At 66.9% G+C, this 21,172-nt stretch carries 22 protein-coding genes; 16 read left to right on the top strand and 6 right to left on the bottom strand.

From position 1 onward, the window contains the following. Positions 1 to 54: 54 nt before the first annotated feature. From pdxH to F6Q13_RS11210, 5 genes are all read left to right on the top strand, one after another. The gene (gene pdxH, locus F6Q13_RS11230; RefSeq protein WP_293056328.1) at positions 55 to 714 is read left to right on the top strand and encodes a pyridoxamine 5'-phosphate oxidase; all 660 of its coding nucleotides are present in this window, start codon (positions 55 to 57) and stop codon (positions 712 to 714) included. A 118-nt stretch (positions 715 to 832) separates the two neighbouring features. Continuing rightward, on the top strand, positions 833 to 2,128 hold the full coding sequence (locus tag F6Q13_RS11225) for a citrate synthase (protein ID WP_293056327.1): 1,296 nt from the start codon (positions 833 to 835) through the stop codon (positions 2,126 to 2,128). Between the two features lie 144 nt (positions 2,129 to 2,272). Further along, positions 2,273 to 2,926 carry a BON domain-containing protein gene (locus F6Q13_RS11220; RefSeq protein WP_293056326.1) on the top strand — a complete coding sequence of 218 codons (654 nt, stop codon included), beginning with the start codon at positions 2,273 to 2,275 and terminating at the stop codon, positions 2,924 to 2,926. A 19-nt stretch (positions 2,927 to 2,945) separates the two neighbouring features. Then, positions 2,946 to 3,098 carry a hypothetical protein gene (locus F6Q13_RS11215; protein WP_293056325.1) on the top strand — a complete coding sequence of 51 codons (153 nt, stop codon included), beginning with the start codon at positions 2,946 to 2,948 and terminating at the stop codon, positions 3,096 to 3,098. Then, on the top strand, positions 3,098 to 3,265 hold the full coding sequence (locus F6Q13_RS11210; protein ID WP_293056323.1) for a hypothetical protein: 168 nt from the start codon (positions 3,098 to 3,100) through the stop codon (positions 3,263 to 3,265). Before F6Q13_RS11215 ends, F6Q13_RS11210 begins: the two co-directional genes overlap by 1 nt. Before the next feature lie 8 nt (positions 3,266 to 3,273). Here the strand turns inward: F6Q13_RS11210 and F6Q13_RS11205 are convergent, their stop codons facing one another. The 3 genes from F6Q13_RS11205 to F6Q13_RS11195 all read right to left on the bottom strand — a co-directional run bounded on the left by F6Q13_RS11205 (position 3,274) and on the right by F6Q13_RS11195 (position 6,659). Beyond that, on the bottom strand, positions 3,274 to 4,614 hold the full coding sequence (locus F6Q13_RS11205) for a HAMP domain-containing sensor histidine kinase (protein WP_293056346.1): 1,341 nt from the start codon (positions 4,612 to 4,614) through the stop codon (positions 3,274 to 3,276). 19 nt (positions 4,615 to 4,633) lie between these two features. Further along, positions 4,634 to 5,344 (bottom strand): two-component system response regulator PrrA, encoded by a 711-nt coding sequence (gene prrA, locus F6Q13_RS11200; RefSeq protein ID WP_293056322.1) that lies wholly within the window; start codon positions 5,342 to 5,344, stop codon positions 4,634 to 4,636. Between the two features lie 76 nt (positions 5,345 to 5,420). Further along, entirely contained in the window at positions 5,421 to 6,659 is a 1,239-nt protein-coding gene (locus tag F6Q13_RS11195; RefSeq protein WP_293056320.1) for an MFS transporter, read from the bottom strand. A gap of 400 nt (positions 6,660 to 7,059) precedes the next feature. Between F6Q13_RS11195 and F6Q13_RS11190 the strand changes: the two genes are divergently transcribed. Next, the gene (locus tag F6Q13_RS11190; protein ID WP_293056318.1) at positions 7,060 to 7,374 is read left to right on the top strand and encodes a hypothetical protein; all 315 of its coding nucleotides are present in this window, start codon (positions 7,060 to 7,062) and stop codon (positions 7,372 to 7,374) included. A 46-nt stretch (positions 7,375 to 7,420) separates the two neighbouring features. Here the strand turns inward: F6Q13_RS11190 and F6Q13_RS11185 are convergent, their stop codons facing one another. Continuing rightward, on the bottom strand, positions 7,421 to 7,615 hold the full coding sequence (locus F6Q13_RS11185) for a hypothetical protein (protein WP_293056316.1): 195 nt from the start codon (positions 7,613 to 7,615) through the stop codon (positions 7,421 to 7,423). Continuing rightward, positions 7,566 to 7,979, bottom strand: a complete 414-nt coding sequence (locus F6Q13_RS11180) for a helix-turn-helix transcriptional regulator (protein ID WP_293056313.1) — start codon at positions 7,977 to 7,979, stop codon at positions 7,566 to 7,568. Before F6Q13_RS11180 ends, F6Q13_RS11185 begins: the two co-directional genes overlap by 50 nt. A gap of 319 nt (positions 7,980 to 8,298) precedes the next feature. On the opposite strand from F6Q13_RS11180, the gene F6Q13_RS11175 reads away from it, so the two are divergent. Then, positions 8,299 to 8,721 (top strand): Hsp20/alpha crystallin family protein, encoded by a 423-nt coding sequence (locus F6Q13_RS11175; protein WP_293056311.1) that lies wholly within the window; start codon positions 8,299 to 8,301, stop codon positions 8,719 to 8,721. Between the two features lie 282 nt (positions 8,722 to 9,003). Continuing rightward, positions 9,004 to 9,321, top strand: a complete 318-nt coding sequence (locus F6Q13_RS11170; RefSeq protein WP_293056309.1) for a J domain-containing protein — start codon at positions 9,004 to 9,006, stop codon at positions 9,319 to 9,321. 5 nt (positions 9,322 to 9,326) lie between these two features. Here the strand turns inward: F6Q13_RS11170 and F6Q13_RS11165 are convergent, their stop codons facing one another. Then, on the bottom strand, positions 9,327 to 10,799 hold the full coding sequence (locus F6Q13_RS11165; RefSeq protein WP_293056307.1) for a carboxyl transferase domain-containing protein: 1,473 nt from the start codon (positions 10,797 to 10,799) through the stop codon (positions 9,327 to 9,329). Positions 10,800 to 10,936: 137 nt separating this feature from the next. On the opposite strand from F6Q13_RS11165, the gene F6Q13_RS11160 reads away from it, so the two are divergent. The 8 genes from F6Q13_RS11160 to F6Q13_RS11125 all read left to right on the top strand — a co-directional run bounded on the left by F6Q13_RS11160 (position 10,937) and on the right by F6Q13_RS11125 (position 21,122). Then, entirely contained in the window at positions 10,937 to 12,127 is a 1,191-nt protein-coding gene (locus F6Q13_RS11160) for a glycosyltransferase family 4 protein (RefSeq protein ID WP_293056305.1), read from the top strand. Next, positions 12,124 to 14,250, top strand: coding sequence for a glycogen debranching N-terminal domain-containing protein (locus tag F6Q13_RS11155; protein ID WP_293056302.1), 2,127 nt, complete (start codon positions 12,124 to 12,126; stop codon positions 14,248 to 14,250). Before F6Q13_RS11160 ends, F6Q13_RS11155 begins: the two co-directional genes overlap by 4 nt. A 25-nt stretch (positions 14,251 to 14,275) precedes the next feature. After that, positions 14,276 to 15,007: an enoyl-CoA hydratase gene (locus tag F6Q13_RS11150; protein ID WP_293056300.1), complete on the top strand. Its 732-nt coding sequence runs from the start codon at positions 14,276 to 14,278 to the stop codon at positions 15,005 to 15,007. Positions 15,008 to 15,012: 5 nt separating this feature from the next. Continuing rightward, on the top strand, positions 15,013 to 16,122 hold the full coding sequence (locus tag F6Q13_RS11145) for an MBL fold metallo-hydrolase (protein ID WP_293056298.1): 1,110 nt from the start codon (positions 15,013 to 15,015) through the stop codon (positions 16,120 to 16,122). Between the two features lie 120 nt (positions 16,123 to 16,242). After that, a complete protein-coding gene (locus F6Q13_RS11140) occupies positions 16,243 to 17,634 on the top strand; it encodes an HNH endonuclease signature motif containing protein (protein WP_293056296.1) in 1,392 nt (463 codons plus the stop codon). A 31-nt stretch (positions 17,635 to 17,665) separates the two neighbouring features. Further along, positions 17,666 to 20,041: an HAD-IC family P-type ATPase gene (locus F6Q13_RS11135; protein ID WP_293056294.1), complete on the top strand. Its 2,376-nt coding sequence runs from the start codon at positions 17,666 to 17,668 to the stop codon at positions 20,039 to 20,041. Positions 20,042 to 20,156: 115 nt separating this feature from the next. After that, complete coding sequence (locus F6Q13_RS11130; protein WP_293056291.1) at positions 20,157 to 20,594, top strand: SRPBCC family protein; 438 nt, start codon at positions 20,157 to 20,159, stop codon at positions 20,592 to 20,594. A 51-nt stretch (positions 20,595 to 20,645) separates the two neighbouring features. Further along, positions 20,646 to 21,122 carry a hypothetical protein gene (locus F6Q13_RS11125; RefSeq protein WP_293056289.1) on the top strand — a complete coding sequence of 159 codons (477 nt, stop codon included), beginning with the start codon at positions 20,646 to 20,648 and terminating at the stop codon, positions 21,120 to 21,122. Positions 21,123 to 21,172: the final 50 nt, after the last annotated feature.

Raw genomic sequence — 21,172 nt, 5'->3', positions numbered from 1 at the left:
CCGGTCGCTACCGCCCGGTAACTCGCGGTGCGTGCCGCGAGTACTGTTGGCCCGATGGCAGGACCGGACAACGAACACCTCGCCGCGATGCGGGTGGAGTATGGCTCCGTGGAAAAAGACGGCAGCCCGGATCTCGACGTCGACTGGCTGGCAGACGGTTGGGTTGCGTTGCTGCGCAAGTGGTTCCGAGATGCCGAAAACGCCGGCTTGGCCGAGCCGAACGCGATGGTGCTGGCGACCGTCGATGCGGGCAAGCCGGCCACCCGCTCGGTGCTGTGCAAGGGATTCGACGAGGACGGGATCACGTTTTTCACCAACTACGACTCGGACAAGGGCGCCGAGCTGGCCGCCACGCCCTACGCGGCGGCGACTTTTCCGTGGTATGGGTTGGGCCGGCAGTTTCATATCCGCGGTCGGGTGACCAAAGTCACGCGAGAGGCTACTGAGCATTACTGGTCCAAACGGCCACGCGGGTCGCAACTGGGCGCCTGGGCGTCGCACCAATCGCAACCGATCTCCTCGCGTGCTGCGCTGCTTGACCAGCTCGCCGAGGTGACCGCCCGCTTCGCCGATGTCGAGCACATCCCGGTTCCGCCGAACTGGGGCGGCTACCGCATCGCCCCCGACGTGGTCGAGTTCTGGCAAGGTCGGGAAAACCGGTTACACAACCGCATTCGCATCACCGGCGACCGCATCGAACGCCTGCAGCCCTAGGTGCGCTGGTATCCCCGGCCCGCCATGGCCGTGGTGGCCCCGCCCCCGGGCGGGCGCTTCGCGACGACAGCGACTACCTTCGGCTGTACCAACCTTGGATGAGCGAAAAGGGGTTCTTGTGGCCGCAAGCGACGACACCGCCACCCTCCGATACCCGGGTGGTGAGTTGAGCCTGGAGATCGTGCGCGCCAGCGAGGGAGCCGACGGTATTGCCCTCGGCGCGCTGCTGGCCAAGACCGGTTACACCACCCTGGACCCGGGCTTTGTCAACACCGCGTCCACGACAAGCGCGATCACCTACATCGACGGCGATGCCGGCATCTTGCGCTATCGGGGCTACCCGATCGAGCAGCTCGCCGAGAAGTCGACCTTCATCGAGGTCAGCTACCTGCTGATCTACGGTGAGCTGCCGAGCAAGGAGCAGTTGGCCGAATTCACCCGGCAAATCCAGCGGCACACCATGCTGCACGAGGACTTGAAGCGCTTCTTCGACGGCTTCCCCCGCAACGCCCATCCGATGCCGGTGCTGTCCAGCGTGGTCAATGCGCTTTCGGCCTATTATCCGGATTCGCTGGACCCGGTGGACAACGGCCAGGTAGAGCTGTCCACGATCCGGTTGCTGGCGAAGTTGCCGACGATTGCCGCTTACGCGTTCAAGAAGTCGGTCGGTCAGCCGTTTCTCTACCCGGACAACACACTGACTCTGGTGGAGAACTTCCTGCGGATGACCTTCGGGCTGCCGGCGGAGCCCTACCATCCGGACCCCGAGATCGTTCGGGCGCTGGACCTGTTGTTCATCTTGCACGCTGACCATGAGCAGAACTGCTCGACGTCGACGGTGCGGCTGGTGGGCTCGTCGCGGGCCAACCTGTTCACCTCGATCTCCGGTGGCATCAACGCGCTGTGGGGTCCGTTGCATGGCGGCGCGAACCAGGCGGTATTGGAGATGCTCGAGCAGATCCGAGACAGCGGGGGCGACGTGGGTGAGTTCGTCCGCAAGGTGAAGAACCGCGAGGACGGCGTCAAGCTGATGGGCTTCGGCCACCGGGTCTACAAGAACTACGATCCGCGGGCGCGCATCGTCAAGGAGCAGGCCGACAAGGTGTTGGCCAAGCTCGGCGGCGACGACAACCTGCTGCAGATCGCCAAGGAGCTCGAAGAGGCAGCGCTGACCGACGACTACTTCATCGAGCGCAAGCTCTACCCGAACGTCGATTTCTACACCGGTCTGATTTATCGGGCGCTGGGCTTCCCGACGCGGATGTTCACCGTGCTGTTCGCGCTGGGCCGGTTGCCCGGTTGGATCGCACACTGGCGGGAGATGCACGACGAGGGCGACAACAAGATCGGCCGGCCTCGCCAGATCTACACCGGCTACACCGAGCGCGACTACGTCACCATCGACGCGCGCTAGGGGTGTGGGCGCTGATCTTGCTCGCCGATTTAAAGGTCGATTTAGCCGACACGGCGAAGAGATCGGCGGCCGGTGTCCTAGGCTGGCAGATCGGCCGGGCGATTCAATCCAGGTAGTCCCCGATAGTCCAGGTTGGGAGGGCCCATGGCGAGTCCCGAGAAAGCTTCCGAAACTGCCGAGCCGCGGCGATCGGCCAAGTTCTACCGGCGACCTCTCGGGGTCCCGTGGTTGATCGCCCTGATCGTCGTCCCGCTGTTGTTGGCGGCGATCGGTTACGCAGTAGGGGACCGAAACCACGCGGAGTCCAATGCGCCGACCGGGGCGCCGACCGGGGCGCCGGCATTGCCCACGGGCGCCAACCGGAAGCCGACAATTCCGCCGGTGTCGTTGACGCCGGTGTCGATCACCCGCAACGGTCGCGACATCACCCTCAGCGGGTTTTTCCCGGACGAAAGGGCTAAGGCCGCGCTGCTGGATGCGGTGATCGCCGCGGTGGGCTCGAACGCCAATATCATCGACACTCTCGGGATCAACCCCGACGTCACCGCGCTGGATTTTTCAGACGCCGGCCCGGTGTTCAATGCCGCCGCGTCGATCACCAATTTCAGCCTCGTGGTCAGCGGGGACACCATCACGCTGAGTGGAACCGCCGCGTCGGCCGAGCAGCAGGACGCCGTCGAGCAGGCGGCAGAGAATGCCTGGCCCAACCTGAATATCGTCGACAAGATGGGTATTAACGGGCCACTCACGTCGACCGGATCGCCCGGCGTACCGCCCGTCGGTGGTCACTCCAGGTAAGGAGTAAGGAGAATCCGACATGGACTTCGTCATCCAATGGTTGTGGTACCTGTTGGCTTTCGCTGCGGGTTCGATGGTCGCCTGGGCGATCACTATGGTGTCGATCCGGCCGGCGAGCAAAGAGCAAGCTGCCGCGGAGCTGTCCGGTGCCGGTGAGATGGGAGCACACTGATGCACAGCGCGAATCTGTTGTTGATCGCGCTGGCCTTCGTATTCGGGTTGGTGCTGACGTTCGCGCTGATGATCGGGCGTGTCGAGGCCGAAGCGCCGACCGCTCCCGCCGGGTCCGAGCCGCCCACCGACACGGCGTCCGCAGACACTGACCCGGCGTCGTCGTAGCCGACGGTTTAGCGCGGCCCCGGCAGCCGCAGCAGCAGCCGCACCCCGCCCAGCGGGCTGTCCTCCAGCCATGCCGTGCCGCCGTGCAGCTGCGCCTGCTGGGCCACCAGCGCCAGGCCTAGACCCGAGCCGGAGGTGGAGGCCGTCGACCCGCGGGAGAACCGTTCGAACACGATCCTGCGCTCCTCTTCGGGCACGCCGCTGCCGTTGTCGTCGACGGCGATTTCCACCCCGGCCCGCGAGCTGACCGCCGAGAGTTGGACTCGTGTCGCGCCGCCGTGCTTGACGGCATTGGCGATCGCGTTGTCGACGGCGAGGCGCAACCCGGCCGGCAGGCCCACGATGATGCAGGTCGGCGAGGGCGCCAACGAGACCTCGAGGTGGGGGTAGACCCGCATGGCGTCGTGGGCGGCGCGGTCGAGCAGTTCGGTGATGTCCACGGGTACATGGTCGTCCGAGGTGGACAGCTCGCCCTGGGCCAGCCGTTCCAGCGCGCTCAGCGTGGCCTCGATCCGGGACTGGGTGCGGATCACGTCGTTGAGGACTTCTTTGCGCTGGTCGTCGGGCAGGTCCAGGGTGGCCAGCACCTCGAGGTTGGTGCGCATCGCGGTGAGCGGGGTGCGTAGCTCGTGCGCCGACACCGACGCGAAATCACGTGCGGAGGCCAGGGCTTCTTCGGTGCGTTTCTGCTCTTTCCAAATTCGATCCAGCATGCCCCGCATCGCCTCGGCGATTTCGACGGCTTCGCTGGCACCGCGAACGCCGACCTGGGGTGCCTCGTCGCCGGCGTGGACCGACCGCGCCTGCTGAGCCAGCCGTTTGAACGGTCGCACCGCGAACGTGGCCAATAGCCAGGCGAAGACCGCGGCGGCGCCGATGGCGAATCCGCAGACCAGGATCACCCGCCGGTGCTCGGCATTGGTCTCGGCGATGGTCTCGTCGTAGGTGGCGCCCACTTCCACCGACGTGGGCTGGGGCGCCGGGACATCCACCGTCCGGACCCGGTAACGGGCTCCGCCGATGGTGGTGTCGGCGTAGCCGGCCGGTAATTCCGGCAGCGTGATGTTCGAGTTGGACGTCACGTGGTCGCCCTTGCGGATGGTGATCACGACTCCGCGGTCGTTGGGTGAGCGCGGAATCTGGTCGAGTCCGCGCGGAAGGAACGGGATCGCGAAGCCGGCTGCCTCGTCGAGCCGGCGGTCCAGCCAGTACTTGCGGTCTCCGGTGATGCCGTTCCAGACGATGGCACCGACGATGAGCACCGGGATCGCCGCGCCGATCACCGTCGCCACCACCACCCGGGCGCGCAGCGACGGGGTACGGGTCAGAATGCGCGACACGAGGTTCATGAGGTTCATGGGTTCTTCGTCACTGCGTGCGCAGCACGAATCCCACTCCGCGAACGGTGTGCAGCAGCCGGGGGGCGCCACCGGCCTCCAGTTTGCGCCGCAGGTAGCCGATGAACACGTCGACCACGTTGGTGTCAGCGGCGAAGTCGTAGCCCCACACCAGTTCCAGCAGTTGGGCGCGGGACAGGACCGCGGTCTTGTGCTCGGCCAGCACCGCGAGCAGGTCGAACTCGCGTTTGGTCAGGTCGACGTCGACACCGTTGACCCGGGCTCGCCGGCCCGGAATGTCGACCTCCAGCGGGCCCACCGTGATGGTCTCCGACGACGACGTCGCAGCGGACCCACGGCGACGCAGCAGGGCCTTGACCCGTGCCACCAGCTCGGCCAGCACGAACGGTTTGACCAGGTAGTCGTCGGCGCCGGCTTCCAGGCCCATCACCCGGTCGTCGACCGAGCTGCGCGCGGACAGCACACAGACCGGCACGTCGTTGTCCATGGCGCGCAGGGCGGTGACCACGCTCACGCCGTCCAGCACGGGCATGTTGATGTCCAGCACGATCGCGTCCGGTCGCGTCTCGGTGGCGCTGCGCAACGCTTCGGCGCCGTCGGCGGCGGTGGACACCTCGAATCCCGACAGCCGCAGCCCGCGTTCCAGCGACGCCAGTACGTCGGAGTCGTCGTCGACCACCAAAACCCGGGGTGCGCTCACAGCTGCGTCCATGCTGCCCATCTTGCCTGATCCGGAAGCGTTGCCGTGGGAACATCCGCACGCGTCCGCGCGCGTCGGCCGAACCGGGCGGGCGAGCTCATGGCGCCGGCGCGGGACGCGCTACCGATAACTCGGCAGCCGAGGTGCCCGGCTCCCCGACCCGGCGCAGCGTGGCAGCGAATCCCAGCCACACGAGCACCGATCCCAGTGCCAGGCCTCCCAGCATCACGAAGGCCGGCGCAAATCCCAGGTGTTGGGCGACGAATCCGCCGAGAAGCGGGCTGAGTGCACCGCCGAGGCCTTGCGCGGCCATGATGGCGCCCTGGCCGACGTTGACGTGTCCGGTGCCGTCGAGTATGCGGGCGACCAGCCCCGGCACCGCCACGGACAACATGCCCGCGCCGACGCCGTCGAGTACCTGCACCGGGATGATGCCCCAGGTCGTGATGACACTGGCTGCCGTGAGCGCACGGACCGGTAATGCGCTGAACGCGATCAGGATGGTCAGCCAATAGCCGCGGGCCAGGGCGATTCGGGTCGCCGCCAGCGCGGCCACGATCATGACGGCTTGGGCCACCACGACTGTGGCCGCCACCGTGGTGAACGGGTTGGCACGGGTGGCCACCACCGCCAGCCCGTACAGCGGCAGCATTGCCGCATTGCCGAGCCAAAACAACATCACCGCAGCGGCCACGGCCAGCAGCGGCCGCGATCGGAGCAGCACGCGCAGCGCGCTAACCGCGGGTTGGCCGTGGCTGTGCGCCTCGCCACGGGCGACGTGGTGGTCAATGTGGCCGGCGGGGATGGCCAGTACCGCGCCGATTGTGGCCGCCGCGAAGCCCGCGGCCAGCCAGAACACCGCGGCGTAGCCGAAGAACCAGCCCAGCAGCCCCGACAGCGCGGCTCCGACCATGTTGCCCGCGTGGTTGTAGGCCTGGTTGCGGCCGTTCTGCGCGGTAAATCCCGCTTGCCCGACGACGCCGAGTGTGATGCCGATGACCGCCGGGGCGATCGTGGCCCCCGAAATGCACATGGTGGCCTGCGCGGCGGCGACGACCCAGAAATGCCGGGTCGTCAAGATCACCGCCGAGGCCGCCACCGCGGCCAGACCCACGACGACAACGCAGGCCCGCTTGCGGGTGGTGGCGTCGACAAGTGCCCCCGCCGGTGCGACGGTGCACATGCCGACGATAGCGCCCAAGGTGATGACCGCGCCGATTGTGCCGGTGCTCCAGCCACGGCTGGCCAGCAACACTCCCAGGAAGGGCCCCATGCCGGCTTCCATGTCAGCCATGAAAAAGTTGACCGCTTGCAACGCGGCCCGATCACGAGTCATCGGTGCAATGGTGAGGTATGTCGCCGGTCATCGCAACGTCATCTGCGAGTCTTTTTCGGCAACGATTTTGACAGAGATGTAGCAGCGCAGCGGGGAGCTATGACACGAGGCAGGCCCGTTGCCGACAGCTGCCCTCCCGCAATAATTTATTACATAGCACATAGGAAATATGTGATCGGGGTCATAAGTTGTAGCTAACAAAGTTCTCGATCAGCAAAGAACTAGGGAGAGGATAGGCATGCCGCACCGCCCGACCTGGTGTGCACCCGGCCCCGGTTGTTCATGAGAACACCCAGCCCGGCTGGGGATGGCGCGTCCGAAAGCCGTCCCCCCGGCGGTGCCCGGCCCGCGGACGCCACCGCATCCGCCCACGTTGTCCTGTGAGAGCGAGGTGAGTTCGATGACTCAATTTCGTCGGCCGTCCGACACCCGCCGTATCGGCGCGCGGATTCTGGACACCGCCGAGGGTGTTCTGGTGGCATTACGGCGATACCCGCTGGACTGGGCGTTCGTCGAATTGATGCAGACCGCGAAGCGCCACGGTGTCAATCCGGTCAGCCTGGCGGATGCCCTCGTCGCTCTCGCCGAGACCCGGCCGGGCCGGGAGGTCGACGAGGAAGCCGCAGCGGTAGCCCGGCGCACCTGGGGTCAGCTATTCGACGGTCAATCTTCCAGCGACGACGCGCTGCCTGACAGTCCCGGCGCCGAAGTCTGAGCCTTGGCCGAACGCGCTGCCGGTTGGCCGGGCCGCTTCCCGGGGTTTAGTCCTCGTGCGGCACGGGCACGACGATCGCCTGATCGATCAGGTCGGCCGGGTTGGCCTCGCGAGTCGCGATGTCGGCGACATAGGAGGTGTCCAGGCCGGTTTCGTCCTCGGAATCGACCGCATGACGCTGGTCGGCCACGTCAGCTTCGGGTACCGCGTCGATTGGTGCGATGCGCTCGACGTCCGTCATGATCGGAATCCCTCCTTCCCGAACGCGATGGGCCGTTGCCGGGTTGCGACCCGCGGCGAGCCCGCAGTGCGGTGGATCTCAGCGCCGTGTTGTCGAGTTCGAGTTGGTTGTTCTTGTCCTCAAGGTCGAGTATCTGGACTACCCCGGCCAAGTTAACACCTTGGCTGACCAGCTCGCTGATGCGCTTCAGTCGCGCGAGGTCGTCGTCGCTGTAGCGCCTGGTACCCCCGTCGGTGCGATCCGGGTTCAGCAGTCCCCAGCGTTCATACAGCCGCAGCGTCTGCGGCCCGATACCCGACAGCTCCGATGCTACCGAGATGCCGTAAACGCCGCGAGCTGACCGCGGTGTCGCGTCGTGGGTCAACCGGTTCTCCGTTTCTGCTCGATGCCGTTGGTCGATGTCTGCGGGAACCTATAATAATAGAACATGTAAAGCTACGTCCGCAGGCACAGTTTCTTTCTAGCTGCATGCAGAACACGCCGAGGCGAACAGGACGACTCCTGTTGACGTGCGCGGCTGGCCAACCGCGATCAGCCCAGCTCCCGCGACCGGCACGGTGCGCGCCGATTGGTCGTCGCCAAGAGAAACTCGGAATGATCCCTTGCAGAAAGATGCTTTCAGTGATATCACAAAGCTATGTCATCAGACATAAGTCATCTGTGACAACTCGGGAGGTCTAGACATGGTGCTGATGCGTAGCGATCCCTTCCGGGAACTCGACCGGTGGACCCAACAGGTGCTTGGAACCGCTGCCCGGCCGGCGGTCATGCCGATGGACGCGTGGCGAGACGGCGATCGGTTCATTGTCGAGTTCGACCTGCCTGGGGTGAAGCCCGACTCACTCGATTTGGACGTCGAACGCAATGTGCTCACTGTCCGCGCCGAACGCCCCGAGCTGGACCAGAACCGGGAAATGGTCTCGGCCGAACGTCCCCGCGGCGTGTTCAGCAGACAGCTCTTCCTCGGTGAAAACCTCGATACCGACCACATCGAGGCCAATTACCAAGATGGTGTGTTGCGGTTGACGATCCCGGTGGCCGAGCAGGCCAAGCCGCGTCGTATCGCAATAAGCCACGACGGTCAGCAGACCGCGATCAACGCCTGACGGCGCAGCGGTGCGTCGGCGACGGCGACACTGCGCCGGTGAGGTTGGCTGAAGGCAGCGAGGAGGTGATGCGACGAAAGACATAATTGGGCCGATGACCCGCGTGCTGTCCACGAGCATTGCTACGTATTGAGGCGCGCTGAAGCAGTTATGCGCGCGCTGCCACCGTTCGTGGCCGTATTGGTGGGCAGCACGAACGTCATCGATCAGGGGCGGGCGCGCATCGCTCGGCGCGCCCGCCCCTGTATCGGAATCGCTGCCCGGAAGGCGGGGTTGCTGAGGATGGAAGATCCCTACACGGTGCTCGGTGTGTCGCGGACCGCGACTCAGGCCGAGATCACCCACGCGTACCGGCGCCAGCTCCGCGACTATCACCCCGACAGGCGCGCCGGCGATCATAACTCCGGAGCCGACGAACGGCTTCGGCAGATTCTGGCCGCCTACGCCCTGTTGCGCGACCCGCGCCGTCGCGCAGCCTATGACCGTGCCCACCCCGTGCGAACGAGCTCCGTCCCGGTTCGAATACCCGTGACGCGCAGACGCTTCGGGCGTGGCGACCGACCACCGCTGTGGGTCGGACCGGTCCGCTGGGAGCGGTGAGTGTCTCAGGGCAACCCGACCCGTCGGTAACGCCGCAGGCGGGCGGCACGCCGCTCGGCAGGCGGTAGGGCACGCAGCACGTGAACTTCCCGAGCGACGGCTTGTGACAACCGCTTGGCGAAAGCGATCGGTTCGTCGGCCGCATCGGGATATTCGGGCACGATGACGTCGACGATTCCGGCTGACCGCAACTCTGTCGACCGGATACCCTGTGCAGCAGCCATTTCGGCGGCGTGCGTGGTGTCGTGGAACATGATCGCACTAGCGCCCTCGGGAGGCAGTGGGGCCAACCAGCCATGCTGGGCGGCCAGCACCCGGTCGGCGGGGACCAGCGCCAGCGCCGGACCTCCGGTGCCCTGTCCCAGCAGTACCGACACCGTCGGGGTGTTCAGGGTGACCAGCTCGGCCAGGCAGCGGGCGATCTCGCCGGCCAGGCCGCCCTGTTCGGCGGCTGCCGACAGTGCCGGACCGGCGGTGTCGATGACCAGCACCAGCGGCAGCCGCAACCCAGCAGCCAGCGTCATGCCGCGGCGCGCTTCGCGCAGCGCGGCCGGGCCCACGAGCCCGCCGGAGACCCGGTGCTGCCCCAACACGACCACGGGCTGGCCACTCAGGCGGGCCAGGGCCAGAATCATGCTGCCGGCCCCACCACTTCGGTTGCCGGACAGAAAAACACATTCCGTGGCGCCGTGCCGCAGCAGCTGCCGGGCGCCGGGCCGATCCGGTCGACGGGACGCCGTCACCGAATCCCATGCCGGCACATCGGGTATTGGTTGATGCGGGAGCGGCGGCGGGACTGGCCCGGGCGGGTCGACCAACACCCTCAGCGCTCGTTCCAGGGTGCGGCGCAGCCACTTCAGCGGGATGACGCCGTCGATCACGCCGTGACGCTGTAGGTTCTCGGCGCTCTGGATCCCCGGCGGAAACGCTGCGCCGTAGAGCTGCTCGTAAACCCGCGGGCCGAGGAAGCCGACCAATGCGCCCGGTTGGGCAACGGTGACATGCCCCAACGAGCCCCAGGACGCGAATACTCCGCCGGTGGTCGGGTGGCGCAGATAGACCAGATAGGGCAGGTGTGCTTGTTTGTGCAGTTCGATCGCGGCGCTGATCTTGACCATTTGGACGAACGCGACGGTGCCTTCCTGCATCCGGGTGCCTCCCGAGCTCGGTGACGCCAGGAGCGGCAGGCCTTCCCGGGTGGCCCGCTCGACGGCGGCGGTGATCCGCTCCGCCGCGGCCACGCCGATCGATCCGGCCAAAAAGTCGAATGCGCAGGCGATGACGGCCACCCGGCGGCCGTTGAGTCGACCTTCGCCGGTGACAACCGACTCGGCTCGGCCGGTGGCGGTGCGGGCAGCGGCCAATTCTCGCGCGTACGCCTCGGTGGTGGCCACCACGAGCGGTTCGGTGTCCCAGCTGACGAAGGATCCGGGGTCCAATACCGCATCACGCAGGTCGTCGATCCCGATCCGGTCCACCGCTCGAGAGTAGCCACCCGAGTGCGAAATCGGTCTCGGCCGACTTGGCAGGCCCGGTTCGGTCGACCATAATTAGCACTCGTCGGGCGTGAGTGCTAACTGCTGTGGCGCAGGGATCTGTAAGGAGGCAAACATCAATGCGCGGCGCTGATTTCGTCTTCCCGGCAAATCGTTCGCATGCCACGCGTCCGCTGAGGATCGTGCTGGTTGCGCCCCCGTACTTCGACATCCCACCGAACGGATACGGCGGCGTCGAGGTCGTGGTCGCCGACCTGGCCGACACCCTGGTGGCCCGTGGGCACCGGGTCAGCGTGCTCGGAGCCGGGGAATCCCGCACCGCTGCGCAGTTCATCCCGGTCTGGGATCGCACCGTCGGCGACCGGCTTGGCGAGCCGTATCCGGAGGTGATGCATGCGCTGAAGGTGCGCCACGCGATCGCGGAGCTGGTAGCGACCGACGGCGTCGACATCGTGCACGACCACACCTTTGCCGGTCCGCTGAACGCACCGGTGTATCGGGCGCTCGGCGTGCCGACGGTGGTCACCGTCCACGGCCCCATCGACGACGACCTGCACCCCTACTACCGGGCGCTCGGCGACGACGTCGGGTTGGTCGCCATCAGCGACCGGCAACGCGAACTGGCACCCGACCTGAACTGGATCGGGCGAGTGCACAATGCCTTACGGGTCGCCGAGTGGCCATTCCGCGCGGAAAAAGGCGACTATGCTCTGTTCCTGGGCCGATACGCGCCCTACAAGGGCGCCCACTTGGCGGTTCGGGCCGCGCATGAGGCCGGGATCCGGTTGGTGTTGGCCGGCAAATGCAGTGAGCCGGCGGAAAAGGCGTACTTCGAGGAATGCGTGCGCCCGCTGCTCAACGACAATGATCACGTGTTCGGGGAGGCTGATGCCGCCAGCAAGCGCACACTGTTGGCGGGTGCGCGGTGCCTGTTGTTCCCCGTCCAGTGGGAGGAGCCGTTCGGCATCGTGATGATCGAGGCGATGGCGTGCGGAACGCCGGTGGTCGCGTTGCGCGGCGGCGCTGTTCCCGAGGTGGTCGCCGACGGGGTGACCGGCCTGGTGTGCGACAGCGCGGCCGACCTGCCGGACGCGATCCAGCGGGCAGCCAGCCTCGATCCGGCAGCATGCCGACGCCATGTTGCCGCCAATTTCGACGTCGCACAGCTCTGCTCGGGTTACGAGCAGATATACCGGCAGGTGGTCGGGGGTCGGGGCGTGCACGACGATCAGGCACCGGCGCGGGTCGTTGTCGAACCGCTCCAGCGGCGGGCGCACCTTTGTGACATTGACCGGAAAGCCACCGCATGACCGTGCCGGCAGCCTTCAACAGCGGGTCGCCGGTCGCGGTCGGGTCAGGCTGCGAAACCGTCACGCTTGTCGAAGGCGGGACGTTTTGCCTGTCCGATCGCTACGGCGACATGCTGGTGGGCAAGTCGCACGGGTTCTTTTTCCGGGACGCCCGGGTGCTGTCTCGCTGGGAGCTGCGGGTCGACGGCCAGCCGGCCGAGTCGTTGTGCGTGGAGTCTGCCGAGGCGTTTGCCGCGCAGTTCATCTCCCGCAGGCCGCCACGCTCAGGACGGCTTGACAGCACCTTGCTGGTGGTGCGCGAGCGGCTGCTCGCCGACGGACTCCGCGAGACCATAGCGCTGCACAATCTGGACAAAGAAAACACCGTGGTCTCGCTGGAACTGCATGTCGATGCCGACTTCGCAGACCTGTTCGCGGTCAAAGAGGGTCGGGTGACCGCCGGTGGTGCGGACATGGCGGTGGTCGATGGGGAGCTGGTCCTGCACGAACGAGCAGACCGGGTGCGCGGGTTGACGATCGCGGCGACCGGACATCCGACCGTGCTGCCCGGGGCGCTGACCTGGCGGGTGGTGGTGCCCCCCGGGCAACGGTGGCAGACCGAGATCGTGATCCAGCCCACCTGGGCCAACCAGAAGATCACCACGCGCGTTCGCCGTGGCGAGCAGGTGGAATCCAGCGCGCCGGCCCGCAAGATCGAAGCCTGGCGCGACACCTCGACCAACGTCGCAACCGACCATCCCGGGCTGGCCGCGATCTTGCGCCAGACCGAAAGCGACCTCGGAGCCCTGCTCATGCATGATGAAAGTGGTCGCGGGCGGCCGTATTTCGCTGCCGGAGCACCCTGGTTCATGACGTTGTTCGGCCGCGACAGCCTGCTGACCGCGTGGATGGCGCTGCCCCTGGATGTCGCGGTGTCGGTGGGCACGCTGCAGAAGCTGGCAAGCTTGCAGGGACGGCGAGTCGATCCGCTCACCGAGGAAGAACCCGGCCGGATCATGCACGAGGTGCGTCATGGCCCGGCCAGCGACGACGTGCTGGGCGGCAGCGTCTACTACGGCTCGATCGACGCCACGCTGCTGTTTGTCATGCTGCTGGCCGAATGCTGGCGGTGGGGCGCCGACGAGGTCATGGTGCGATCGCTACTGCCCGCGGCCGATGCTGCGCTGGCCTGGGCGGACAACTATGGCGACCGTGACGGCGACGGTTTTGTCGAGTACCAGCGAGCCACCGATCGGGGGCTGATCAACCAGGGCTGGAAGGACAGCTTCGACGGCATCAACAATGCGGCCGGGCATCCTGCCGAGCCGCCGATCGCGTTGTGCGAAGTGCAGGGCTACTGGTATCAGGCGCTCCTTGCGCGCGCCGAACTCGCCGACGCGTTCGATGATGCCGCCACGGCAGCGCGGCTGCGGCAACGGGCCGAAAGGCTGCGGGACAGGTTCCTCGACACCTTCTGGCTTCCCGAGCGAGGCTGCTACGCGGTCGCGTTGGATCGCCACAAACGCCAGGTCGATGCGCTGACCAGCAACGTCGGCCACTGCCTGTGGACCGGTCTGGCGACCGATGACCACGCCGCCGCGATCATCGAGCGGCTGGCAGGCGCGGAGATGGACAGCGGATTCGGCCTGCGTACGCTGGCCACCACGATGGGCGCCTACAACCCGATGAGCTATCACAACGGCTCGGTGTGGCCACACGACACCGCGATCGCGGTCGCGGGTGTGCTGCGTTACCGCCACGTGCCGGGTGCGCTGGCCTTGGCGGAGCGGCTGGGAACCGGTCTGCTGGATGCCGCCGAATTGTTCGGCGGGCGGCTACCCGAGCTGTATTGCGGTTTCCCGCGCGCGCAGTTCGCCTCACCGGTGCCCTATCCCACCTCGTGCTCACCGCAGGCCTGGGCGAGTGCCACGCCGCTGTTCCTGCTGCGCTCGTTCCTGGGCCTGCAGCCCGACGTTCCGCGCCGGCAGTTGTCGCTTGCGCCGCATCTGCCGACGACGTGGGGCAAGCTGGCACTGACTGATCTGCGACTGGGCGACGTGACGTTGCACCTGGAAGCCGAGGGAGAGACGGCCAAGACCGACGGATTACCGGCCGATTGGCGGCTGCTGACAAGTTCTGGCTGATTCGAGGCCGGATAAGGTGGGGCACATGATCGGTGTCACCCGCGTCGACGACGTGTTGACCATTGAGCTGCAACGGCCCGAGCGACGCAACGCGCTCAATTCCCAGCTCGTCGAGGAGCTGCGCGAAGCCCTAGCCAAAGCGGCCGGCGAGAACGTCCGCGCGATCGTGTTGACCGGACAGGGCACGGTGTTCTGCGCCGGCGCGGATCTAAGCGGCGACGCGTTTGCCGCCGACTACCCCGACCGGCTGATCGAATTGCACAAGACCATGGACGCGACCCCGATGCCGGTGATCGGCGCGATCAACGGTCCGGCAATCGGCGCGGGTCTGCAGTTGGCGATGCAGTGTGATTTGCGGGTCGTGGCGCCGACCGCGTTCTTTCAGTTTCCGACGGCAAAATACGGTCTGGCGCTGGACAATTGGAGCATCCGTCGACTGTCTTCACTGGTCGGTCATGGCCGCGCGCGGGCGATGCTGCTCGCTGCGGAGCAGTTGACCGCCGAGGTCGCCCTGCAGACCGGCATGGCCAACCGGATCGGCACCCTGGCCGATGCCCAGGCCTGGGCCGCCGAGATCGCCGGGTTGGCGCCGCTGGCGCTGCAGCACGCCAAACGGGTGCTCAACGACGACGGGGCGATCGAAGAGGCGTGGCCGGTTCACCAGGAACTCTACGAGAAGGCTTGGGCCAGCCAGGATGTGATCGAGGCGCAGGTGGCCCGCATGCAGAAGCGGCCGCCGAAGTTCCAGGGAGCCTGAACCGGATGCTGCGGGAGTCGCTGCGACAGGCCGTCGGCACGGCTACGTTGGCGTCGGGCGGGTGGGCGCTGCGTGCCGTGCACGGGACTGCGGCTGCTCTGGGTGCCTCTCCCGCGGCGATCCGCGCGGTCGCCAGCCGCTCCCCGAACTACCGCAACGGGGGGTTCGTCAATCGCGACCCGGCGTCGCTGTTACGGATAGATCGCGCGCAGCGGCGGCTCATCCTGCGTGAGATCGTCGGCGGCCGCAGCGCTGCCCGGCCCGCGGCGCCGATTCCGTTGCGCAGTCCGATTGTCATCGACCCTCTGGCCGGCTCCCTGGCGGTGAGCTGGCTCGGGCACTCGACGACACTCATCGAGATCGACGGATACCGGGTGCTGACCGATCCGGTGTGGGGTGACCGCTGCTCGCCCTCGGGGGTCATCGGGCCCGCCCGGATGCATCCCCCGCCGATGCCGCTGGAAGAGCTGCCGGCAGTGGACGCGATCGTGGTCAGCCACGACCACTACGACCACCTCGACATGGATACCGTTGTCAGGTTGACCCGCACGCAGCGGGCGCCGTTCTTCGTGCCGCTCGGTGTCGGTGCGCATCTGCGAGCCTGGGGCATTCCCCGCCAACGCGTCGTCGAACTGGATTGGAACGAGTGCGCCCGGGTCGACCGGCTCAGGCTGGTGTGCACGCCGGCGCGGCACTTTTCCGGGCGCTTCCTGGACCGCAACATCACGCTGTGGTCGTCGTGGACGCTGATCGGACCCAGTCATCGCGCCTACTTCGGTGGCGACACCGGCTACACCCGCAGCTTCGCCGACGTCGGCGCCGAACACGGGCCGTTCGACGTGACGTTGATGCCCGTCGGTGCCTACAACAGGGCGTGGCCGGACATCCACATGAATCCCGAAGAAGCCGTGCAGGCGCATCGCGACGTCGGCGGCCGGCTCCTGGTGCCGATCCACTGGGGCACCTTCCGGCTGGCGCCGCACCCGTGGGCAGAGCCGATCGAGCGGCTGCTGGCCGCCGCCGAGACGTCCGACGTCGAGGTGGCGGTGCCCAGGCCGGGCGAGCGCGTGCAAGCCCCGGGGTCCGTGCAATGCGAGCCGTGGTGGCGGTTCTGAGCCGTTCGTTGCCGCGTTGCAGACCGTCGTCGGTGCCGCAAGTTATCCACAGTTCGCGTTTTGTCCACAGTTGGCTCGACCGGCCCATCACTTCGAACAATTGTTCGATATCGTGGATCTATGCGTTCGACCGAGGCGACCTTGCCCGCAGATGCGGTGCGGGCCGGCGTACGCGCCGATCTCGACCTGATCGAGGCTGCTTATGCTCGGCTGCGGGAGGCCTGCACCGATCTGGTGGGCAACGCCTTTCGTCTCGAGGCGGCCGAGCGACTCGAGACGCTGAGTCGTACCAATGGCGGGTTGTCGTATCGGCTGTTCGCCGAAATCGCCGACCCGCCCGACGGCCCCGACGATCCCGCGCTGCCCGCCGACGTGTCGATACGTCACCTGCTGTGTCGCCGGTTGCGGATCACTACCGCCGAGGTCAAGCGCCGGTTTCGGGTCGCCGCACGGATAACGCCACGGCGTTCGTTGATCGGCCCTGTGCTGGCGCCGGAGTTGCCGCAGCTGAGTGCGGCCGTCGAGGCCGGGGCACTCGGCGATGATCACATCGCCGCAGTGCTGCACGCCCTGGATGTGCTGCCTGCTGCGGTCAGCGCGGCCGATCGCGACAAAGCCGAGCGTATTCTCGTGCGGCACGCCACAAAGCAGGACGCCAAATTCGTGACCGCGGTGGGCAACCGGATCGCCGACTGCCTCAACCCCGACGGCAACTTCTCCGACCAGGACCGTGCGAAACGGCGCGGGTTGGTGCTGGGATCGCAAGGCGTGGACGGCATGAGTCGGCTGTCCGGCTGGCTGGATCCCGAAACCCGCGCCTACCTGGAAGCCATCACGGCGGCGATCCGCCCGGGACGCCACCTGCCCGACGCCGATGCCGATCCGGGCGCACGGGACGACCGCACGCCGGCACAACGCTGTCACGACGCGCTCAAGCTCGCGCTGCGGCAGGCACTCTCGTCCGGCGGGCTCGGCGTGCATCGCGGCGTGCCGGTCACCGTGATCGTGACGGCCAGGCTGGCCGAACTCGAGCAGGCCGCCCGTGCCGCACACGACTCGACGGTCCCGATGCCGGCGCCGGCCCGTACCGGCGGCAACACCCGACTACCCATGCGCGATGTCATTCGCATGGCCGCCGACAGTATTCACTATCTGGCGGTCTTCGAAGACCACTCCGATCGCCCCCTTTATCTGGGTCGCAGCAAACGCATCGCCACCGTCGACCAGCGGATCATCTGCTATGCGCGCGACGGTGGTTGCACTCGGCCGGACTGCCTGGAACCCGGTGACCGTTGCGAAGTCCACCACGCCGTCGCCTGGGCCGACGGTGGGCACACCGATGCCGATAGCCTCTACTTCGCCTGCCCGTCCGACCACACCGCGGTCACGCTGGGTCACGTCACCACCACGGTCACCGAGGACGGCCGGCTGGCCTGGAGCGACGGCACCGGACCGCCGCGGGTCAACCGAATCCACCGCCGCGACGAGCTACTCGACGAGGACGAGCCGTAACGGCTATGCGGGCGCCGTCTAGCATGCGTCCATGACGATTCGGGGGTTGACCGACGCCGAGGTCGCCCAGCGGATCGCCGACGGCAAAACCAACGACGTCCCGGCGCGGGCGACGCGCAGCGTTGCCGAGATTATCCGCGCCAACGTCTTCACCCGGATCAACGCAATTCTGGGCGTGCTGTTGGTCATCGTGCTGGCCACCGGTTCGCTGATCAACGGCGTGTTCGGCCTGCTCATCGTCGCCAATAGCATCGTGGGCACGGTCCAGGAGATCCGGGCCAAGCGGACTCTGGACAAGCTCGCGATCGTCGGTCAGGCAAAACCGTTGGTGCGCAGAGAATCTGGAGTTCGTGCGTTGATGCCCGCCGAAGTGGTGCTCGACGACATCATCGAACTCGGTCCGGGCGACCAGGTTGTCGTCGACGGCGAAGTCGTCGAGCAAGCCGGTCTGGCGGTCGACGAATCGCTGCTGACCGGCGAAGCCGACCACGTTGGGAAGGACATCGGCGATCCGGTCATGTCGGGCAGTTACGTCGTCGCCGGCACCGGCGCCTACCGCGCCACCAAGGTCGGCCGCGACGCCTACGCCGCCAAACTGGCCGATGAGGCCAGCAAGTTCACCTTGGTGAAATCCCAGCTGCGCAGCGGTATCAACACGATCTTGCGGCTCGTCACCTACCTGCTGGTGCCGGTGGGTTTGCTGACTATCTACGGTCAGCTGTTCACCACGCATGCGGGCTGGCGGGAATCGGTGCTGCGGATGGTCGGCGCGCTGGTGCCGATGGTGCCGGAGGGACTGGTGCTGATGACCTCGATCGCGTTCGCGGTCGGCGTGGTCCGCCTCGGCGCGCGAGACTGCCTGGTCCAGGAATTGCCCGCCATCGAGGGGCTGGCCCGGGTCGACGTGGTCTGCACCGACAAAACCGGAACGTTGACCGAGAACGCGATGCGGGTCTCTGCGGTCAGTGAGCTCGACGGCCGATGCGATCACATCGGCGACGTGCTGGCCGCGCTCGCCGCCGCGGACGCCCGGCCCAACGCCAGCATGGCGGCTATCGCCGAGGCCTACCCTGTGCCACCTGACTGGGCGCCGACCGCTGTCGCACTATTTGAGTCGGCGACCAAATGGAGCGGCGCTTCCTACGGCGCCCGGCACGGTAATTGGGTGCTCGGCGCTCCGGACGTGCTGGTCGATCCGGCGTCGGCGCCCGCCGTCGCGGCCGAGCAGATCGGCAGCCGGGGGCTGCGGGTGCTGCTGCTCGGCGCCAGTGACTTGCCCGTCGATCATCCGGATGCCCCCGGCCGCGTGACCCCGGTGGCGCTGGTGGTGCTCGAGCAGAAATTGCGGCCCGATGCCCGTGCGACACTGGATTACTTCGCGGCCCAGAAGGTCGCGATCAAGGTGATCTCCGGTGACAACGCGGCGTCGGTCGGGGCGGTCGCGGCCAGGCTGGGACTAACCGGCGAGAGCATCGATGCGCGCCGCTTACCGGCCGAGCCGGCCGAGCTGGCCGACGCGCTGGAGCGCTACACCGTCTTCGGTCGCGTGCGCCCCGACCAGAAGCGCGCCATGGTGCGCGCCCTGCAATCGCACGGACACACGGTGGCGATGACCGGTGACGGCGTCAACGACGTGCTGGCGCTCAAGGCTGCCGACATCGGCGTCGCGATGGGGTCGGGTAGCCCGGCGTCGCGCGCGGTGGCCCAGATTATCCTGCTGGACAACAGGTTCGCCACCCTGCCGTACGTGGTGGGCGAGGGTCGGCGGGTGATCGGTAACATCGAGCGGGTCGCCAATCTCTTTTTGACCAAAACGGTGTACTCGGTGCTGCTCGCACTCTTGGTGGGAGTGGCCGGGCTGGGCGCCAAGTGGTTCGGGGCCGATCCGCTGCTGTATCCGTTTCAGCCTATCCATGTCACGATCGCGGCCTGGTTCACCATCGGCATCCCGGCGTTCATCTTGTCGTTGGCACCCAACAACGAGCGCGCCCAACCCGGCTTCGTCCGCAGAGTGACGACTGCGGCGCTGCCGTCGGGGCTGGTCGTGGGTACCGCCACCTTCGTTTCCTACCTGGTTTCCTATCAGGGCCGTGCGGCCACTCCCGAGCAGCAAACGCAGGCTTCGACCGGCGCGCTGATCACGCTGCTGATGGGCGCGTTGTGGGTTCTCGCCGTGGTGGCACGCCCGTACCAGTGGTGGCGCGTGGCGCTGGTGGTAACTTCAGCGCTGGCCTACCTGGTGATGTTCAGCGTGCCGCTGGCCCGGGAAAAGTTGTTGCTGGATCCATCCAACCTGGTCGTAACGTCGACGGCGGTCGCGATCGGGCTGCTGGGCGCTGCGGCGGTCGAGGCGGTGTGGTGGATGCAGGGCGCCGTGCTCGGCGAGCGCCGCCGGTTGTGGGGATGACCGGGTGCCGCGACAATGACCTGTCGGCTTTCGGAAAGGAGAGGACGCAGTGATGGGATTGCCGGACGCGGTGCAACATGTGTCAGGCCGGGTGGGCGGACAGCGGTACTAGACCATGGCCAAGCTTTCCGGATCCATCGACGTCCCGCTGCCACCGGAACAGGCTTGGGGGCATGCCTCCGACCTGTCCCGCTACAAGGAGTGGCTGACCATCCATCGGGTGTGGCGCAGCAAACTTCCCGGAACACTGGAGAAAGGGACGGTCATCGAGTCGATCGTCGAAGTCAAGGGCATGCCGAACCGGATCAAATGGACTATCGTGCACTACAAGCCGCCAGAGGCCATGACGCTCAACGGCACCGGCGTCGGTGGTGTCAAAGTCAAGCTGCTGGCCAAGGTCCAACCCAAGGACGAGGGCTCGGTCGTCAGTTTTGACGTGCATCTGGGTGGTCCGGCCTTGTTCGGACCGATCGGCATGGTCGTGGCCGCCGCGCTGAAAAGCGATATCGAGGAATCGCTGAACAACTTCGTCACCGTGTTCGCCGCAGCCTGACGCAGGTGCGGCCGATGCCATGGAGTCAGCGCCACGCGATAATGTCGGGCTATGTCCCGCCTGCGCCCCGGTTGGCTGGTCGCCCTGTGCGCGGCGGTGATATCGTTCAGCGCCTGGCTACCGTGGCTGACGACGAACGTCAACGGCGGCGGTAGGGCAAATGCCATCGGCGGCAGCGTGGGCAGCCTGAATCTTCCCCCGGGTTTTGGCCCGGGCCAGCTGATCGTGCTGCTGTCCTCGGCGCTGTTGGTGGCCGGCGCGATGGTGGGCCGTGGCCTGTCGGCGCGGCTGGCATCGGTTGCCGCGTTGGCTATCTCGCTGCTGATCGCGGTGCTGACAGTGTGGTATTACGACGTCAACGTCCATCCACCGGTCGCGGCCGCCTACGGGCTCTATGGCGGTGCTGCCGCGGCGACCGGGGCGGTGATCTGCTCAGGGTGGGCTTTGGTGTCGTCGCTGCGAGCCGGTCGGCAACCGGATGCCGGTCATCAGCAGGTGCGTTCACCACCGCGATCCGAACGGCTCTGACACGAAAATAACGGTGACCACAAGCTGGTGAGGGCAGGTAGGGGTGACCC

Origin of the sequence: Mycobacterium sp., from assembly GCF_008709575.1 — a bacterium.
Classification (GTDB): Bacteria; Actinomycetota; Actinomycetes; order Mycobacteriales; family Mycobacteriaceae; genus Mycobacterium.
This window is presented reverse-complemented; position numbering and strand designations above follow the sequence as displayed.

Coding starts and splice junctions, on each gene's coding strand:
- F6Q13_RS11125 (WP_293056289.1), top strand. CDS start 20,646: ATGTCCCGCCTGCGCCCCGGTTGGCTGGTCGCCCTGTGCGCGGCGGTG.
- F6Q13_RS11190 (WP_293056318.1), top strand. CDS start 7,060: ATGACTCAATTTCGTCGGCCGTCCGACACCCGCCGTATCGGCGCGCGG.
- F6Q13_RS11130 (WP_293056291.1), top strand. CDS start 20,157: ATGGCCAAGCTTTCCGGATCCATCGACGTCCCGCTGCCACCGGAACAG.
- F6Q13_RS11170 (WP_293056309.1), top strand. CDS start 9,004: ATGGAAGATCCCTACACGGTGCTCGGTGTGTCGCGGACCGCGACTCAG.
- F6Q13_RS11195 (WP_293056320.1), bottom strand. CDS start 6,659: ATGACTCGTGATCGGGCCGCGTTGCAAGCGGTCAACTTTTTCATGGCT.
- F6Q13_RS11220 (WP_293056326.1), top strand. CDS start 2,273: ATGGCGAGTCCCGAGAAAGCTTCCGAAACTGCCGAGCCGCGGCGATCG.
- F6Q13_RS11185 (WP_293056316.1), bottom strand. CDS start 7,615: ATGACGGACGTCGAGCGCATCGCACCAATCGACGCGGTACCCGAAGCT.
- F6Q13_RS11140 (WP_293056296.1), top strand. CDS start 16,243: ATGCGTTCGACCGAGGCGACCTTGCCCGCAGATGCGGTGCGGGCCGGC.
- F6Q13_RS11215 (WP_293056325.1), top strand. CDS start 2,946: ATGGACTTCGTCATCCAATGGTTGTGGTACCTGTTGGCTTTCGCTGCG.
- F6Q13_RS11205 (WP_293056346.1), bottom strand. CDS start 4,614: ATGAACCTCGTGTCGCGCATTCTGACCCGTACCCCGTCGCTGCGCGCC.
- F6Q13_RS11210 (WP_293056323.1), top strand. CDS start 3,098: ATGCACAGCGCGAATCTGTTGTTGATCGCGCTGGCCTTCGTATTCGGG.
- F6Q13_RS11150 (WP_293056300.1), top strand. CDS start 14,276: ATGATCGGTGTCACCCGCGTCGACGACGTGTTGACCATTGAGCTGCAA.
- F6Q13_RS11160 (WP_293056305.1), top strand. CDS start 10,937: ATGCGCGGCGCTGATTTCGTCTTCCCGGCAAATCGTTCGCATGCCACG.
- prrA (WP_293056322.1), bottom strand. CDS start 5,344: ATGGGCAGCATGGACGCAGCTGTGAGCGCACCCCGGGTTTTGGTGGTC.
- F6Q13_RS11145 (WP_293056298.1), top strand. CDS start 15,013: ATGCTGCGGGAGTCGCTGCGACAGGCCGTCGGCACGGCTACGTTGGCG.
- pdxH (WP_293056328.1), top strand. CDS start 55: ATGGCAGGACCGGACAACGAACACCTCGCCGCGATGCGGGTGGAGTAT.
- F6Q13_RS11175 (WP_293056311.1), top strand. CDS start 8,299: ATGGTGCTGATGCGTAGCGATCCCTTCCGGGAACTCGACCGGTGGACC.
- F6Q13_RS11155 (WP_293056302.1), top strand. CDS start 12,124: ATGACCGTGCCGGCAGCCTTCAACAGCGGGTCGCCGGTCGCGGTCGGG.
- F6Q13_RS11135 (WP_293056294.1), top strand. CDS start 17,666: ATGACGATTCGGGGGTTGACCGACGCCGAGGTCGCCCAGCGGATCGCC.